The sequence below is a fragment of the Sessilibacter sp. MAH1 genome, from assembly GCF_054658315.1.
The window spans coordinates 35146-51976 of the sequence record NZ_BAAGIC010000003.1 but is presented as its reverse complement, the minus strand read 5'-3'; the positions used below and the strand labels follow the sequence as shown (position 1 = coordinate 51976).

14 protein-coding genes are annotated in these 16831 nt (G+C 43.9%); 8 read left to right on the top strand and 6 right to left on the bottom strand.

All coding sequences use genetic code 11. The features are described 5' to 3' along the window. Window positions 1–123: 123 nt before the first annotated feature. The 5 genes from ACYQ28_RS03750 to ACYQ28_RS03730 form a co-directional block, all read right to left on the bottom strand. Window positions 124–840, bottom strand: coding sequence for a peptidoglycan DD-metalloendopeptidase family protein (locus tag ACYQ28_RS03750; RefSeq protein ID WP_460048473.1), 717 nt, complete (start codon window positions 838–840; stop codon window positions 124–126). Between the two features lie 294 nt (window positions 841–1134). Further along, window positions 1135–2088: a DUF368 domain-containing protein gene (locus ACYQ28_RS03745; protein ID WP_460048475.1), complete on the bottom strand. Its 954-nt coding sequence runs from the start codon at window positions 2086–2088 to the stop codon at window positions 1135–1137. Window positions 2089–2219: 131 nt separating this feature from the next. Next, window positions 2220–2879: a protein-L-isoaspartate(D-aspartate) O-methyltransferase gene (locus ACYQ28_RS03740; protein ID WP_460048476.1), complete on the bottom strand. Its 660-nt coding sequence runs from the start codon at window positions 2877–2879 to the stop codon at window positions 2220–2222. Between the two features lie 228 nt (window positions 2880–3107). After that, on the bottom strand, window positions 3108–3923 hold the full coding sequence (gene cysE / locus ACYQ28_RS03735) for a serine O-acetyltransferase (RefSeq protein ID WP_460048477.1): 816 nt from the start codon (window positions 3921–3923) through the stop codon (window positions 3108–3110). Between the two features lie 161 nt (window positions 3924–4084). Beyond that, window positions 4085–4816 (bottom strand): M15 family metallopeptidase, encoded by a 732-nt coding sequence (locus tag ACYQ28_RS03730; protein WP_460048479.1) that lies wholly within the window; start codon window positions 4814–4816, stop codon window positions 4085–4087. Between the two features lie 197 nt (window positions 4817–5013). On the opposite strand from ACYQ28_RS03730, the gene ACYQ28_RS03725 reads away from it, so the two are divergent. Next, the gene (locus ACYQ28_RS03725; protein ID WP_460048480.1) at window positions 5014–5313 is read left to right on the top strand and encodes a TfoX/Sxy family protein; all 300 of its coding nucleotides are present in this window, start codon (window positions 5014–5016) and stop codon (window positions 5311–5313) included. Between the two features lie 501 nt (window positions 5314–5814). Continuing rightward, a complete protein-coding gene (locus ACYQ28_RS03720; RefSeq protein WP_460048481.1) occupies window positions 5815–6879 on the top strand; it encodes a S1C family serine protease in 1065 nt (354 codons plus the stop codon). 162 nt (window positions 6880–7041) lie between these two features. Here ACYQ28_RS03720 and sfsA read toward each other — a convergent pair whose 3' ends face one another. After that, a complete protein-coding gene (gene sfsA, locus ACYQ28_RS03715) occupies window positions 7042–7785 on the bottom strand; it encodes a DNA/RNA nuclease SfsA (protein ID WP_460048482.1) in 744 nt (247 codons plus the stop codon). 225 nt (window positions 7786–8010) lie between these two features. Between sfsA and dksA the strand changes: the two genes are divergently transcribed. The 6 genes from dksA to pcnB all read left to right on the top strand — a co-directional run bounded on the left by dksA (window position 8011) and on the right by pcnB (window position 16824). Beyond that, window positions 8011–8451 (top strand): RNA polymerase-binding protein DksA, encoded by a 441-nt coding sequence (gene dksA, locus ACYQ28_RS03710; protein ID WP_460048483.1) that lies wholly within the window; start codon window positions 8011–8013, stop codon window positions 8449–8451. 249 nt (window positions 8452–8700) lie between these two features. Then, on the top strand, window positions 8701–9618 hold the full coding sequence (gluQRS, locus tag ACYQ28_RS03705) for a tRNA glutamyl-Q(34) synthetase GluQRS (RefSeq protein WP_460048484.1): 918 nt from the start codon (window positions 8701–8703) through the stop codon (window positions 9616–9618). 389 nt (window positions 9619–10007) lie between these two features. Continuing rightward, entirely contained in the window at window positions 10008–10193 is a 186-nt protein-coding gene (locus ACYQ28_RS03700; protein WP_460048485.1) for a hypothetical protein, read from the top strand. Then, window positions 10190–13159, top strand: coding sequence for an ATP-binding protein (locus ACYQ28_RS03695; RefSeq protein ID WP_460048486.1), 2970 nt, complete (start codon window positions 10190–10192; stop codon window positions 13157–13159). Before ACYQ28_RS03700 ends, ACYQ28_RS03695 begins: the two co-directional genes overlap by 4 nt. A gap of 32 nt (window positions 13160–13191) precedes the next feature. After that, entirely contained in the window at window positions 13192–14610 is a 1419-nt protein-coding gene (locus ACYQ28_RS03690) for a sigma-54-dependent transcriptional regulator (RefSeq protein WP_460048487.1), read from the top strand. Between the two features lie 861 nt (window positions 14611–15471). Further along, window positions 15472–16824, top strand: a complete 1353-nt coding sequence (gene pcnB, locus ACYQ28_RS03685) for a polynucleotide adenylyltransferase PcnB (RefSeq protein ID WP_460048489.1) — start codon at window positions 15472–15474, stop codon at window positions 16822–16824. The last annotated feature ends 7 nt before the right edge of the window (window positions 16825–16831 follow it).

The window sequence follows — 16831 nt, the reverse complement described above, 5'->3', positions numbered from 1 at the left end:
TTATTTGATTAATACTAAAGAGCTCACCAACACTCTTATTCTGTGACACCCTGACTTTGGGATGAGAAGTCCTATAAATATTATTGTTGTGTGGACTTACCGCTAAAGCACATTCGAAACACGCTACCTTTTGGGTAGAAACCGCAACGGATCGACAGGTTTACCACCGTCACGAATTTCAAAATACAGCTTTGGTTGACTAATCCTTTCGGAAGCTATTTCGGCAACCTTCTGACCTGCTTTAACTTGGCTCCCTTCGTCAACCAGAATTCGATCGGCGTGCGCGTATGCGCTGAGGAACTGTTTGTTGTGTTTTATAATGAGAAGTTTGCCATATCTTCTAAGTCCTTCACCCGCGTAGACCACGGTACCGTCTGCGGCGGAAACAACAGAATCTCCCTTTTTCATCACAAGATCAATCCCTTCACCTTCGGGGTCTCCAACCCGAAAATGCCGAACGATCGCTCCATGAGAGGGCCAAACCCAGTTGACCGAAGAATTTGAGGTGGTTTGCGAATTTTGTTGAGCGGGTGATCGCGTTAACAGTTTTGAACGAGGCGGTGTCGCCTTTTTGACACCAGAATCATTATTGGAAGTAGTAGACCGTGATTTAGCTACACTTTGTGTGTGGGTATTCTTGGAAGGGCTAGGTTTTTCGGGTAATGAGACCAAATTCAATACTTGGCCGGGGTAAATGTAGTAATCGGCGCCAATTTTATTAGCTCTTGCTAAACCTTTATAATCAAGTCCGTATCTCCAAGCGATTGAATATAGCGTTTCGCCTTTCGAAACAACGTGAGTTGTGACATTTCTAGACGGCGGTTGCGATAATTCAATCACTTTTGCCGGCCGAGAAGGTGAACTACATCCCGTTATGATCAGCGGGATGATCAAGATCTTGAACATCCTACCGCACATAAAAGCACCAATATTGAACAACGATAGTGTGAAATAATTCTCTTTTAGAATATCGCGATATAACGATTTTATGCTTGAGACCGCTTAAAACTTGGCGGTCTATTAAGATAAATTCTAAAAAAAAATAAAAAAGAAGGTACCAAAAAGACGTTTTACTGATATTTACAGGTTTACTTTTCCTTTTCTTGATTTCAGTAGGCACCTTTTGATCTATCCTTAGTGACTATTTGGAGTGGCTGAAGACCATTTCTTATAAAAAAATTCAATAAATAGAACAAGTGCAAAACCGATAAACGCTAATAGAAGTGCCTCGGTTAAGTAGGATGCTTGTCCAGAGACTTCAGCGTATACATTGGGTAGTACATTTTCTTGAACGACCGGTATGGCATCTCCATGTCGATCGACACGAACTTCATGCACAAGTTTCCAAGGCCATATTACATTGAGGGAGCCAATTAAAAATCCGGTCAACAAAGCCAGTGTTTGATAATGATACCGTGCAAGCAACCAGGACAAGAGCCTAGAAAAACATATCAAACCAATTACACATCCGGCACCAAAGCTCGCCAGCAACACTATATTGAAGGTGGCAAGTGCATCAATAAAAATGGGATACAAGCCCAGCAACAACAAAATAAAACTGCCGGAGATACCCGGTAGAATCATTGCGCATATCGCCACCGCACCACCGAGCATTAGCACCCACCAATAGGCCGGTAAAGCAACCGGTTTGGCAACAGAAATACCCAATGCGACAAAGGCACCAAATGCCATCCAAGCCCAAATGGTTAGATTTTCAAACTTTATTTGTCGAACTAGATGCCACACGGATGCAACCACTAATCCCCAGAAAAAAGCCCAAACTAAAATTGGGTACTGATGCAGAGCTACATCTATCAATTTTGATAGCGAAAACAGACTGATCAAAACGCCGCCAAAAACTGCCAACAGGAAGTTGCCATTGATGGATTGCCAGGCCGCTTTTAAGCCCTGGTCTTTCCAAATCAATAAGGTTTTTGGGCCGATACTTTTTAAAGAGTTAATAAGCTCTTCGTAAATCCCAGAGATAAACGCAATAGTACCGCCAGAAACACCGGGCACAACATCAGCCGCCCCCATGGCCATTCCTCGAACTACTAATAAAAAATAATGCTTAAAGAGTTTGGTCATGAAACTGTCGTCCTTGATACCAAGTAGATATTAATGAGAGAGTTAAAACGACAGCGTGGAGTTCCCACGCGGATGAATTGAAACGATAAACAGCAGAAGATTTAAACAGCCACATTAAAGGTGTAACGAGTCTAACGTGTTACACCGCCAAGTAATGGTACAAATTTTACGGGTTCTATTTTAGTAATAGAAATACTCTCATCAGGCTGGCGCTTGGCCACCGTTAGAATCTGTTGCTCTTGTCCGACGGGAATAACTAGCACGCCACCCACTTCAAGCTGATCCAGTAATTCTTGAGGAATCTCTGTTGGCGCGGCTGTACTGATAATGGCACCAAAAGTCTTTTCTTGTGGCCAACCAAATTGTCCGTCGGCATGCTTGAGAATAACATTGCGTAAACTGAGCTGACTAAGACGCTTTCGAGCTTTGTCTTGCAAAGGCTTGATGCGTTCGATGCTGTAAACTTGTTGAAACAGTTGCGCCAAGATTGAGGTTTGATACCCAGAGCCAGTTCCAATCTCAAGCACACTGGTTTTGCTGGTCGCATGTTCCAGTAATATCTCGGTCATACGCGCGACAATGTAAGGCTGTGAAAGTGTTTGCCCGTGGCCGATTGGCAGAGAAGTATCCTCATAGGCGCGATGACTCAGCGCTTCGTCGAGAAAAAGGTGTCTGGGAGTCGATTCGATAATCGAGAGTACTCGATTGTTGGTGATGCCCTGCTCGCGCAGTCTCTGGGTAAGACGTTGGCGAGTGCGCTGGGAAGTCATGCCAATTCCCTGATCATGCATCTTTAGAGTTTCCGAACATTATTGAATACTATGTAAGAATCGTTCCACGGCATAAGCACTGACGTTAATGCTTAAAGATAAAGTATACGAAATTTCACCTATTGAGGCATTGAAATTGCGCATTGTTTATCAAGATGTTTATATCAGCGCGAGACACAATAAGCGATAGCTGCCATTTCGCGTAAAAAATCGTCTAGACCAAGACGATTTTTCACACTAGAACTGAGATTATGCGGAGATTTGTTGGTCCATAGATTGAGACGGCGCTTGCTGAGTTTTCTGAGATTTACCAACAATTTTTGCGGGAACACCGGCGACGGTTGTGTAGGCAGGCACCGACATTTTTACCAAACTTCCGGCGGCAACTTTCGCGCACTCTCCAACGACTACATCACCCAAGATTTTACTGCCCGCTCCTACCATCACACCTTGGCGAATGGTTGGGTGTCTTTTACCACGCCCACAACCACTGCCGCCGAGGGTTACACAATGGAGCATAGAAACATTATCTTCGATGATGGCCGTCTCTCCGATGACGATACCGGTAGCGTGGTCAAACATAATTCCAGATCCAATCAACGCGGCCGGATGAATATCAACGGCAAACATCTCTGAGATGCGATTTTGAAAAAACAACGCCAACGGTTTACGTCCTTCTTTCCATAACCAATGGGCAATCCGGTAGGATTGCAGGGCATGAAAACCTTTGTAATGAAGCAAAGGCGTAATGTAGGTATCGCAGGCCGCATCTCGATCAACGCATGCTTTTATATCTTCCAACATCGAGATCTCAATACTCGGATCACTCGACAAAGCCTGTTCGCAAACTTCACGCACCAACATTGCAGGAAGATCAGTGCTTTCCAGAAGCCCGGCCAATATGTAGGTAATGCTGTGATTAAACTTGTCGTGTTTAAGTACAGTACAGTGATAATGACTGCCCAATTCTGGCTCTATCAAACTCATTTGCTTAGCTTCAGCGCGAATGGTTTCCCATAAATGAATTAGGTGATCAGGCTTTTGTTGGACTCTTAACAGTTGCATGTGCGGCTCTGTGTTAGAAATTGTAGGGCAGATGTGTTTAGGATAAGTCTCTTGCGCAATCGATGCCAGCATGAATGATTTACAGCAGCCTCTGGGTTAATCAGAGGTTCCGATAGACTCGCCACAGCAATTTAACCGCAGTTATTTATATTCATTCAAGCTTAATGATTCACAACTTGGTTAGGCATTGAGCCCACACGGATGAATCTCTCGTAAATTTCCGATAAGTGTTCGAGTATCGTATCTTTCAACAAAATATCGGATACCTCAATTAACCGGTACAGATAGGACAAATCAAAATGCTCCTCGAACCTCTGTGCTGCAGGTGCAAAACTCAAATGCCACGGTTCTGGCGCAATACCAAACTGTGGATCATTAGCAAACACTGGTTTTGTGTAGGGCTTATAAAAACCACATTCTGGATTCTCACTTAACCAATGTGTTAGCCACTGATGAAAGTTTCCAAAGATGCCATCTTTAGCTGCTTCTTTCTGGGTCAACTGTACAGAATAATCTTCACTGCAAGCGCTGGCATCAATAATATCAACGTCTGTACCCCAGTGATGTCGAGAGGCGCCCGGTAACGCCGACCAACGCAAAATAGCTTGGGCTAGCTCCCAACCACTAAGAGAATCATAAGGAATTGGCTCTTCATTGGCGTCTAAAATCACCCGTGCACCCGCAGCCTTTCTATTCCAAATTGTCATTTGGGTATCAAAACTACGAAAACCACTATAAACCTTCAATTCAAAACCTTGACTTTTTGCTGCATCTGCTAAAATTTTAAGTGAAGGTAAAACTTTCGGATGAAGTAAACAGCCAAACGGATTGTCCGGGCCAGGTTCAGCTAGGTGGGATATGGTTTTTCCTACACAACATTCATCGAATTTCATGCCTTTAACCGCCATCTTGTAACCGTGTTGCTACCTTAGGTAACAGAAAAAGATTGTGCATCGCAAAATCCTTAACAAGTATTTACCCATAAACTTTCTAAGGTGTAACATAACAATTCGCTATATGGGTAAGTAGCAAAAAAGTTCGTACTTTTTATAATTTTTTAAGCTTGATAATAATAAATAAAGGCTAATTTATGAACGTTAACAATACTGACCTTATTCACCTTAAGAATATCGGGGCTGCCTCTGTAAACATCCTTCACGCTGTAGGTATACACAATACTGACGATCTCAAAGAAGTCGGCGCTGTTGAAGCGTATGTTCGCATCAAAAAAAGAGGCATTAATGTGTCTAAGGTAATGCTCTACGCATTGCAAGGCGCTCTTCAAGACAGGCATTGGAATGACCTAGGCCCAGACACCAAAGCTAAATTGGTTGCCGAAGTAAAACACCTGTCGGGCAATGCCGCTGCCATGCTTGCTGCCGAACACTAACGTCTTCGTTAACGTAACTCCACTCCATTCATAAACCTTGGCCAACAGCGCTATAGACAGACCTTGTCTTGGCGCTGATGCCAACGGATTCAAATCTTACATCAATCGCCAGTTTAGCCTTTTTCCCACTGTTCGCTTACACACGTAATGCAGGTCTATCGGTAAATGTGCGCTCGAATAAAATAAATGAGAATAATTTGCAAAAACACTTTACATGCAAATGAGATTTGTTATCATTAACTCATCGAGACAATGTTTCGATACAGAGGAAACCTTACTCCATGGTCTCTTCTCCTTAATCAGGCTAATCACGGTTTTCAGCCAGTCCATTTGGACTGGCTCTTTTTTTGAATTTTATTCCCTCGCCCCTATCTATAACGCTGAGAACACACTTGCAGGTGGATTCCACTAAAACTGTTGGTTCTGATCTGCGACGGCGAATCTATCGCCTCAAGTCTCTCAATTCAGACTTTTCCCATTTGAACGAAGAACCCAAGTACTATGAAAATAAATACTTCACAGTCAAATAAACTACACTCGTTTACTTTTTTGGTTAGTATTTTTCTGCTGAGCTTGTGCATTCAGCCTGCTTTTGCACTTACCGACGATGAATTAAACAACATCGAAATATTCAAATCGGCAAGCCCTTCAGTTGTATTTGTCACCAATAATACCTTGGTTAGAGATCCCTACTCTTACAATGTCACTCGTCGTCCTCAGGGTACGGGTACAGGTTTCGTTTGGGATAACTCAGGACATATAGTTACCAACTTCCATGTGATTGATGGTGCTCGTGAAATCACAATTACACTGTCTGATCAAAGCGCGTGGAGTGCCAGTGTTGTTGGTTTAGCGCCTGAGAAAGATATTGCTGTTCTAAAAATTGATGCGCCCAAAAAAACCCTAAAAGCCCTCCCCGTTGGCGACTCTGAAAATCTTCAAGTAGGACGAAAAGTTCTCGCTATTGGCAATCCATTTGGGCTTGACGCAACACTGACCACAGGCGTGGTCAGTGCATTAGGTCGAGAAATTCAAGCACCGAATCAACGAACCATTCAAAACGTTATTCAAACCGATGCCGCAATTAATCCCGGTAATTCCGGTGGGCCGTTATTGAATTCCGACGGTGAACTCATTGGCGTGAACGCCGCTATATACAGCCCCAATGGCGCCAGTATTGGTATTGGCTTTGCCATTCCGGTTAACGCGGTGAAAAAAATTGTTCCAGAACTGATCGAATACGGCCATTTGGTGAGACCGGTAATGGGAATTGAATTGGCGCCTGTATCTTGGGCGCGCAATAATAATCTACCCGGCATACCGATTTTGCGAGTTTTTCGAGACGGCCCTGCAAACAAAGCCGGCCTTGAAGGTATTGCGACAAATCGTTGGGGAGCAACAACGCTGGGCGATGTTATTACCGCTGTAGACGGCGTTCGAATTAATAATCTGGATGATTTATTGAGTGTACTTGAAGCTCACAAGCCCGGAGACAAGGTCACAGTGAGCTTTATCCGCAACAATAAGCCACAAAAAACCTCTGTAACCTTAATTGCCCCACAGTGACATGTGAGTCGAGCCCGACAGGAATTTGATTCACTAAGATTTTTGAGCAGCACAGGGATGTGCAGTTCGCTCAATCGCTTCAGAATTCTTGCGCTAATCCAGTATTTAAATCTTAAGGCTTTATGCCACTAATTCGGTTGGAAATTGATTAATCAGAAGCTTTTACAAAATGATCGGTAATGGGCGCGTGAGGCGAATCTCTCGATCGGAGATTTCAGCTCGATAAGCTAACACTTCAACACCCTGAGCCACTGCTTTTCTGAGGGTTTCACCGTAAATCTTATCGATACGATCGGCAGGTGAAACACTTTCAATACCCGAATGCTGTACGCAATAGAAGATCACTGCTCGCTTGCCACGATCAACCAAGTTCATAAGCGCTTTTAGGTGTTTTGTCCCTCGTTCCGAGACTGAATCGGGAAAAAAACCTCTTCCTTCCTTTATTTGCTGATTTTCTGTCTCACCACCGTCACCAAGCAGAGTCACGCTTTTCACTTCAACGTAGCATTCTCTGGGATCGCGCTTATGACCGGTCAGTAAGAAATCAATTCTGCTGTCCAACTCGGGGCATTTTATTTCAGGCTTTATGGAACTATAGCTGCGTAATTCTCGAATGACACCGTCGCCAATCGCTTCAGCAACTAACTTATTCGCCCTTGAAGTATTAACTCCGGCGAGGTGTCCCGAAGGTGTGGTAACAATTTCTAAGGTTTCAGGATACTTTCGCTTTTTATTGTCCGACAGCGAATACCAGCAACGGCTATCGGATTCTATACAATTACGCATTGAACCCGTATTGGGGCAATGAATGGTTTTGAGCTGCCCGTTACCACAGTCAACATCCACTAAAAACCGCTTATATCGCTTAATTAAAGTCGCTTGATTAAAAGGAGGATTAAATCTCATAAAAAATTGTTCAATACAGGTGCAATAACAACAAATATGCCTTCAAAATACCGTAATTGGTTACTAAAACACAGATTTAAATTCTTAGCAGTAATAACCGAAAAAAATCTGTAGCATAAATTAAATCTTTCTGGTAGCTTCCCTGCCTCTAAAATTTAGGCTTGAAAATTCCTCAGTAAACCCAATATCCACGGGTCTGTGATTTCTATAAAGAGGCGTATAAGAATGCCAAACTCATCTGCATCAGACAAAGTGACATCATACGGAGTTGCGCCGTACCAAATTAAACCAGACGAAGAGTATATGAATGACGCTCAACAAGAGCACTTTCGTACTATTCTGCTAGCCTGGAAATCAGAGCTCATGGAAGAAGTCGATCGTACGATGAGCCATTTAAAAGACGAAGCTGCTAATTTTCCTGATCCAGCAGACCGCGCCAGCCAAGAAGAGGAATTTAGCTTGGAATTGCGCACACGTGATCGTGAACGCAAGCTCATCAAAAAAATCGACTCTACATTAGAGTTAATCGATTCTGGTGATTACGGCTTTTGCGAAACCTGCGGTGTAGAAATTGGTATTCGTCGCCTAGAAGCGCGTCCAACTGCAACCTTGTGTGTAGACTGCAAAACCATCGATGAAATTCGCGAGAAACAAATCGGCGGCTAATGTTTAGCAGCTAACTGTTTTTCGAGTTTCTATTAATTACAGCAACTGAATATTTCTATTATCTGACGTTGCTGTAATTATGTTCCGTTTTATTCCATTCCATTTAATTTACGAATCCGTTTTTAATATTTTTCTGCGATTCTAAATGCTCTCGCTAAGTCAGTCGTTTAAAAATCAGTACCGTGTAGAAACAAGCACTTTAAAGTTCTTTCAAGAATAATTTCAAACAACTTGCTCCGCGTACTTATCGTGCAAAAAACACTAAAAAATCCATCCTTAAACAACGCTTACTGTGGACGATTTGCACCATCTCCTTCGGGTAAATTGCATTTTGGTTCTTTGGTGACAGCATTAGCGAGTTACCTTGATGCAAAATTCAATCAAGGACGTTGGCTGGTTAGAATTGAAGATTTAGACCCGCCAAGAGAAGAAGCCGGTGCAAGCAAGGCAATCTTATCGTCACTCGAAGCACACCACCTCCACTGGGATGGCGAGGTTGTGTATCAGTCTCACCGTTATGATTTATACGAAAATCACCTTGAATTATTGACTAAAAAATCGAGAACATTTCGCTGTAATTGCACTCGTCAACGCTTACAAGAATTAGACAATCGCTACGACGGTTATTGTTTACGACATCCACCACCAACACAAAGCCCCAGCGCAATTAAGTTTGTACCGGAGCGATCTGAAATTGTGGCTATCAACGATTTAATACAAGGTCGATTAGAAACCGTTGTATCCAATCCAGAAGATGTTTTTGTACTGAAACGTAAAGACAATTTATACGCATACCAATTAGCGGTTGTGTGCGACGATATTGAGCAAGGAATTTCTCATATTGTAAGAGGCTGTGATTTACTGTCGACAACAGCAAATCAAATTCTGCTGTACCAGAGTTTCAATACAATCGCACCAACTTTTGGCCATTTACCCGTTGTGCTCGGCGATAATCAGCAAAAACTCAGCAAACAAAATAAAGCTAAGCCCATCAACGACCAACACGCTCTAAAAAATATTCATCAAGCTTTGGATTTCTTACGACAAGAACCACCAGACATTAAAGAACTTAACTCGGTGGAAGAATTATTAAGGTGGGCGGTAAAACATTGGGCTCTCAATAAAATTCCGCAACAAGAAGGTATGATGTTTGAACCAATACTATAAAAAACACGCTTAAATTAAAGGTCTACTAACATCAAGACGCATTTAGATAACGGTAACAATAAGTTACTGGATTTATAAAGAAATTGGCGTTTGTATTTTACATTGCTAATTTTTAGCTAAGTCGAAGAAACACCAATCAACAGCTGTAAATACGCGTTAAATCTTCGATATACGTCCCATGCAAAGCTTTGGTACGCTATAGCAACCTCTGATTATCTCAGCCATGATTTAATCAGAAGACAGAAACTGGCCCGGCAATTTCATATTTCTTCACAATTTCAATCACTTACTGTTCTTGAAATTGGCGGCACATCTTTGTGTCATTGAGAACTCTGGGTTAATCAGAGTTTCCTATAGAAATTAATAATAACTTTAAGACCTGTGCTGCCATGCATCAATCAACCTTAACCCAACGTTTATTAATCTCACTGTTACTCATTACTACCTGTTTTTCTCCGGCGATTTTCTCTTGGATTCAAAGTGAATCCGGCAATTGGTATCGCTCTTTTATCGTGTGGTTTGTGGTAATCGTGGTTGCATTCCTATTGCAGCGTGAAAAAGGACATAAGCCATGACGCTGAGCCTTTTCACAATATTGTCGTTAATGATCGCGTATGTAGGGTTGATGTTCTTCGTCGCCCACGCCACCAACAAAGAATGGATTCCAAACTCCATTATCAATCATCCAGCGACTTACATTTTATCGATGGGCGTTTTCAATAGCGCTTGGTCTTATTACGGATCGGTGGAATTGGCGGAAACTTTTGGACTGGGTGCACTGGGCTTTTATATTGGTGCTGCCATTTTATTTTTGTTTGCACCGGTAACCTTAGCGCCTTTAGCAGAATTAACGCGTCGATTTAAAATTCCTTCGCTGGCAGACCTTTTGGTTTTTCGATACCACAGCCAACCTGTTGGTATTCTCGTTACCTTTTTAAGTTTATTGGCATTATTACCGCTGCTGGCAGTGCAAATTCAAGTAATCGCCGACACCACAGCAATTGTGACCTCGTCTAATGACATTAATAACGGCAATAATAATTCGCTCACCAAAGATGTAATCGCCTTTGTCTATTGCCTGGGCATTGCCGTATTTACTCTCACATTCGGCGCCAGCCGACTTAAACACAAGGGCTTATTCGTTACTCTGGCGGCTGAATCACTCATCAAACTTGCCGCCATGATTACAGTTGGTCTGTTAACGATATTTGGCGTTTTTGGTGGTTTTTCGGAAATAGACAACTGGTTGATCGCACATCCCGAAGCGTTTAATGCCTTACATAATGCCCACCCAAACCAAAGCGCTTACGCACTGTTGGTGGTATTTTTAACAGCCACCTTAGCGATGCCACACATTTTTCAAACTTCCATGGTGAATATGCCCATAGCGCGCTCAATGCGAATCACCTCGTGGGCATTTCCGGGCTATTTATTTGTTATGGCCTTCCCTATTTTTCCGATTTTATGGGCCGGGAAATCGTTAGGTGTAGAGTCACCCACCGAATATTTCACCTTAGCCGTTCCTTTGGCGTTAGAGAAAGATTGGATCACGGCATTTATCTATTTGGGTGGTATTTCTGCGGCAACAGGCGCCTTAGTGTCTGTTACAGTCGCCTGTACGGTTATGACGCTAAACCACATCGTTTTGCCGTTCTCTACCTTGAGTAATCAACTCGACCTGCGATTAAAATTAATCAGGCTTAGAAAAGTCATTATTTGCGTTATTTTTGCCACCGCGTATCTATTTTTCTTGTCATTGCGTGGCCGACAAGGCATCACCGATCTTGCCTTAATTGCTTTCATCCAAGTTTTGCAGTTTTTTCCGGCCGTATTTGCAACACCTTATTGGGCAAGAGCCAACCGAGTGGGGTTAATGGTTGGAGTTGTATTGGGCTCTATCATTGGCCTGTTAGGACTGTTATTACCCACCCTTCTAGAGTTTAAGGTTTACACACTCCCGGTTATTGGATCGGTTTCGGTGGGCATCGAGGTTTGGGACAAGGTTGCGTTTATTTCTCTGTTCGTTAATTGCTGCGGATTTGTGATTGGTTCACTGCTAACTCAGCAATCCGCCGAAGAACGCTTTAGCGCCTCGCTCTGTACCGAAGACGAATTAAGTCATCCGGTTCGAGTGATTCTCGACGTACACAGCTGCGAAGAAATTCGAGACCGGCTCAGCCAAAGACTTGGCCCAACCATGGCAGAAGCGCACATCAACAAAGCCCTTGAAGAGTTAGGTATTAACTTTTCTGAGCGCAGGCCCTATAGCTTGCGCCGACTCAGAGATCGGCTTGAATCGAACCTTTCCGCAGTCATGGGTCGTTCAACCGCCAAAAGCGTAGTCGACAAAAGCCTGCCCTTTCGATTACCCGAAAAAGACGGCAGTACCGACATCAATCTCATTGAGTCGCGTCTGCATCGCTATCGAGATCGACTCACGGGTTTATCGGCGGAGCTGGATAACTTACGCCGTTACCACCGTAACACGTTGCAAGAACTGCCTTTGGCCGTGTGTTCTCTGGGCGCCGATTTAGAAGTGCTGATGTGGAACCGAGCCATGGAAGAGATCACCGGCATTGAAGCCAGCGGTGTTACCGGTTCACATTTGAAAGATCTGCCTGAACCCTGGGGCGATCTTCTCTACGACTTTTGCCAAAGCGATTTACGCCACCAACATAACTTGGTCATCAAACTTAAAAATGCCAAGCACTTTTTCAACCTGCACAAGGCAGACTTGAGCAGCCCGTCCATTTACGACGGTGTCGATGGTCAAGTGATTCTTGTCGAAGACGTTACCGAACTGAAAAAACTTGAGCAAAAGTTAACGCACAGCGAACGCCTTGCCTCTGTGGGCCGCTTGGCAGCAGGTGTTGCCCATGAAATTGGCAACCCGGTCACAGGTATTGCCTGCCTGGCGCAAAATCTTAAGTACGAAGATGAAAATCCTGAGACCTTAGAAACAGCGGATCAAATTCTGTCTCAAACCGATCGCATCAGCCGAATTGTGCAATCGTTGGTGAGCTTTTCCAGAGCGGGTGATCTTGAAGGCAGTGGTTTTTATCCTATTCCTCTGCACAAGTGCGCCGAAGAAGCCATTCACTTATTGTCTTTACAGAAAGACCACACCGAAGTCGTTTACACCAACAAAATTAATCCCGAATTGATCATCAACGGCGACGAGCAAAAACTCATTCAGGTTTTCATTAATCTGTTATCCAACGCCCGCGACGCCAGCCAGCCCCTCGATGAGATCGAAGTTGAAGCTGCCCAGATCGAACGTTTTATCGAGATTTGGGTAACCGACCGAGGCGAAGGCATTAAAAAAGAAGATCAGGAAAAAGTGCTGGAACCGTTTTTTACGACCAAAGACCCCGGAAAAGGCACAGGCTTGGGTTTAGCCATGGTTTACAGTATTGTTCAAGAACACGGTGGCAGCATAGAAATTGAAAGTCCAGTGCACGAAAGTACACAATCCGGCACGAGATTCATCATTCGCATACCGAATAGGGTTGAATCTATTGCGCAGGCACCGCAAACTTAACCTCCTTTGTATTAACTGCCAGTTGATGGACTATGAGCAAGATTCTTGTCGTTGAAGACGAAGCCATTATCCGAACGGCCCTGCGTAAGCTGCTGTCTCGCCATAAGTACGACGTTAGCGAAGCAAACTCTGTAAAAGAGGCCGTTACTAAATTTCAGTTGGCAGATTATGATCTTATTATCAGTGATCTACGCCTACCCGGTGCACCCGGTACCGATCTTATTAAGCTTTCCGGTGACGTTCCTGTACTTATCATGACCAGCTATGCAAGTCTTCGCTCAGCGGTAGACTCTATGCGCATGGGTGCTATCGATTATATCGCCAAACCGTTTGATCACGACGAAATGGTCGCGGCCGTTAAAAGAGTCATTGGTAAGGTCGACCGATCATCGGCAGGTAAAAAGAACCGCCCAGTTACTGCCGTGAAAGGCATGATTGGTACAAGCCCGGTCATGCGAACGCTTTACGCCAAACTTGCTAAGGTAGCCCCTACGCCAGCAACAGTGCTTATTCACGGCGAAACCGGTACCGGAAAAGAATTGGTTGCCCGCTCTCTACACTCTATGAGTCCAAGAGCGGAGCGTCCTTTAATCAGCGTCAACTGCGCGGCAATTCCTGAAACACTTATCGAATCTGAACTTTTTGGTCATGAAAAAGGCGCGTTCACCGGTGCCGCCGCCACTCGCGAAGGACTGGTCGCCGCTGCCGATACAGGCACGCTCTTTTTAGATGAAATTGGCGAGCTGCCACTTGAGGCACAGGCTCGGCTATTGCGGGTTATCCAAGAAGGCGAAGTCCGCCCCATTGGTGCCATTGATTCACGCAAGGTTGATGTGCGTTTGGTTGCCGCCACACACAGAGATCTTAGAAAACTCTCTAAAGAGGGAAAATTCCGAGAAGATTTGTATTACCGTTTAAACGTAATTCAACTTCAACTCCCGCCGTTGAGAGAGCGTGGCAAAGATGTGGTTACCATTGCCGAAGCACTGCTTGAAAGATTTTGCGATGAAATGGGCCAGGAGCAGAAAAAACTCAGCCCCGAAGCCATTCAAGCCATCAGTACCTATAACTGGCCAGGAAATGTTCGAGAGCTAGAGAACGCCATTCAGCGATCGGTGATTTTAAGCGAGCCAGGTGAGGATATTTCCTACGAAATATTAGGTATCGATCTCGATCTGGTCAAAACAGACACGCCGGAAAATTACGAAGACGATGAACTATCGCCGTATTCCCACAAAGCCTTAAGGCCCAAAAGCGTCAGCACGCCCGGAACAGATCCCCAAGAAGATCTATCGCTAGAAGATTATTTCCAGCATTTTGTACTAGAACACCAAGAATCCATGAGTGAGACCGAACTCGCAAGAAAGCTTGGGATTAGCCGCAAATGTTTATGGGAAAGACGCCAAAAGCTTGGCATTGAGCGTAAGAAAACACTTTCGGCCACAAAGTAATAGGCGACGAGTCGTAGATTTAAGCGACTCGCAATTCGCATTTCATTTCATTCCAACCCCTTATCTACCCTTCAGATTCTTTCTCTGTTCTCAATCCTTGTTCCTTCACTTCTCGATCAACGCCATTTGATCAATTTTCATACTGACCAACCTTGACAAAAGTCAATTGCCAATCACAGTCGATAATACGTGCGATTCACAACACATGGACTAAGCTTATCGAACTAGGAGTGTTACTGAAAAAGTTACCTCCTGTTACTCGCCGTAAAGTGTTACCCCGCTCAAGATGAGGTAACAGATTACGGGATAATAGGTAACGAATTGAAAATAGCGAAATGAGATAACAAGGTGTCAAAAATTTGTAACTTATTGATAAATATATCAATTTTAAAACTGGCACAGCGAATGCTTTATAGCTAGCATAATAAAAACAATAAATAATAAAAATAAATAACAACTTACATAACAACAATAAATAATAACTAAAACAGAAATTACAATAACAACAATAAATAATAATAAAAGAAATTCATTAACAACAATTAATAATAAATACCAACAACAACTAAACTTGAAACTGGAGGCGATTCCTCCAAATGCGAAACTAAGAAGCAAGGATGCCAAATACTTTCACACTATGGACAACCGAATTATAAACGGGGGAGTGATTACTCTCCCGGTTTGCTTTCGTCTGTACACCTGCCTAATTTAACCAATTCCTTCATTTGTATTTGCCGATAATTTCCACCAGATAAAACCACGTGATACACTCGCCCACTTATTTTTACTGGCGTCTAACTCCTTTATAATAGGTACAGCCAAGCGCCGCGCTCACGGTATCGGTCATTTAATTTAATACGCATGCTAAAACGGTTAATCAACCTCTTCACTGGGGCTAAAGACAGTTCCAAATCAACAGTTTACAAAAACTCTGATCACAATCTGTCATCTGAAAAAGTCAGCCAAGCGGCTCTTAAAGTCATTCAACGCCTTGCAGATTCGAATCATCAAGCGTATTTAGTAGGCGGCGGTGTACGCGACGTACTTCTTGATGGCGATCCTAAAGATTTTGATGTCGCTACAGACGCCACTCCCGAGCAAGTTCGCAGGCTGTTTCGTAACTCCAGAATCGTTGGCCGCCGATTTCGCATCGTTCATGTACGATTTGGCCGCGAGATTATTGAAGTTACTACCTTCAGAAGTGACCATACTGGCGAAGAGGATCAAAAGCTTTCCTCTCGATCAGAAGATGGCATGTTACTCAGAGACAACGTCTTTGGTGATATCGAAAGTGATGCCAGACGCAGAGACTTCACCGTCAACGCGCTCTATTTCAGCCCAATTACTAACGAAATCTTTGATTTTACCGGCGGCGTTAACGATATTAACGACAAAACTCTGCGCATCATTGGTGATCCTCAAACGCGTTTCAAGGAAGACCCTGTTCGAATGCTCAGAGCGGTTCGCTTCTCGGCCAAGCTCGGCTTTACCATCGAACCCAAAACCGCAGCGCCTATAAAGTCGTTGGCTCCAGCAATCACACAGGTTTCATCGGCTCGATTGTGGGACGAGAGCTTGAAGCTGTTTATGTCCGGTTACAGCTTGCCCATTTTTCACAAACTCGAAGAGTTTGGCTTATTTGCCCAGTTATTTCCCGGCAGTGCAGAACAAGTGCAAGCCCGTGCTAGTTTCCGCGTCTTTTTTGAAAACGCCATGGCAAATACTGATACTCGTATTCGATCAGGCAAACGCGTAACACCGGCTTTTATCTATGCCGTATTACTGTGGCCCGAAATTGAAGCTCGAATAGAAACTCTTAAGGCTGAGAAACTGACGCCAGCAGAAGCAACGCATCAGGCCTATCAACAAGTGTTATCGCGCCAATGCCAATTTATCAGCATTCCAAAGCGCTTCAGCACCACCATGCGTGAAATATGGGATCTACAAGCGCGACTACCCCGCAGAGCAGGCCAGCGAGCCTTCAGAATTATGGAGCACCCTCGTTTTCGTGCCGCCTACGATTTCTTACTGTTACGTGAGCAATCGGGCGAAGATCACCAAGGTTTGGGCCAATGGTGGACGGATTTTCAAAATGCTAACGATGTCAATCGTGAAAAAATGGCTAACGAACAACACAGTAGAGGCAGAAACAACTCTAACTCTCGGCGTCGACCAAGACGCAAATCACCGTCAAATTCTCCCGACGTAAACTAGTTGAGTT

Excerpts from the sequence above, each read along its gene's own strand:
- ACYQ28_RS03700 (WP_460048485.1), top strand. The coding sequence starts at position 10,008 with ATGCATCAATCAACCTTAACCCAACGTTTATTAATCTCACTGTTACTC.
- ACYQ28_RS03740 (WP_460048476.1), bottom strand. The coding sequence starts at position 2,879 with ATGCATGATCAGGGAATTGGCATGACTTCCCAGCGCACTCGCCAACGT.
- dksA (WP_460048483.1), top strand. The coding sequence starts at position 8,011 with ATGCCAAACTCATCTGCATCAGACAAAGTGACATCATACGGAGTTGCG.
- ACYQ28_RS03695 (WP_460048486.1), top strand. The coding sequence starts at position 10,190 with ATGACGCTGAGCCTTTTCACAATATTGTCGTTAATGATCGCGTATGTA.
- sfsA (WP_460048482.1), bottom strand. The coding sequence starts at position 7,785 with ATGAGATTTAATCCTCCTTTTAATCAAGCGACTTTAATTAAGCGATAT.
- ACYQ28_RS03730 (WP_460048479.1), bottom strand. The coding sequence starts at position 4,816 with ATGAAATTCGATGAATGTTGTGTAGGAAAAACCATATCCCACCTAGCT.
- ACYQ28_RS03745 (WP_460048475.1), bottom strand. The coding sequence starts at position 2,088 with ATGACCAAACTCTTTAAGCATTATTTTTTATTAGTAGTTCGAGGAATG.
- ACYQ28_RS03690 (WP_460048487.1), top strand. The coding sequence starts at position 13,192 with ATGAGCAAGATTCTTGTCGTTGAAGACGAAGCCATTATCCGAACGGCC.
- ACYQ28_RS03725 (WP_460048480.1), top strand. The coding sequence starts at position 5,014 with ATGAACGTTAACAATACTGACCTTATTCACCTTAAGAATATCGGGGCT.
- ACYQ28_RS03720 (WP_460048481.1), top strand. The coding sequence starts at position 5,815 with ATGAAAATAAATACTTCACAGTCAAATAAACTACACTCGTTTACTTTT.
- pcnB (WP_460048489.1), top strand. The coding sequence starts at position 15,472 with ATGCTAAAACGGTTAATCAACCTCTTCACTGGGGCTAAAGACAGTTCC.
- cysE (WP_460048477.1), bottom strand. The coding sequence starts at position 3,923 with ATGCAACTGTTAAGAGTCCAACAAAAGCCTGATCACCTAATTCATTTA.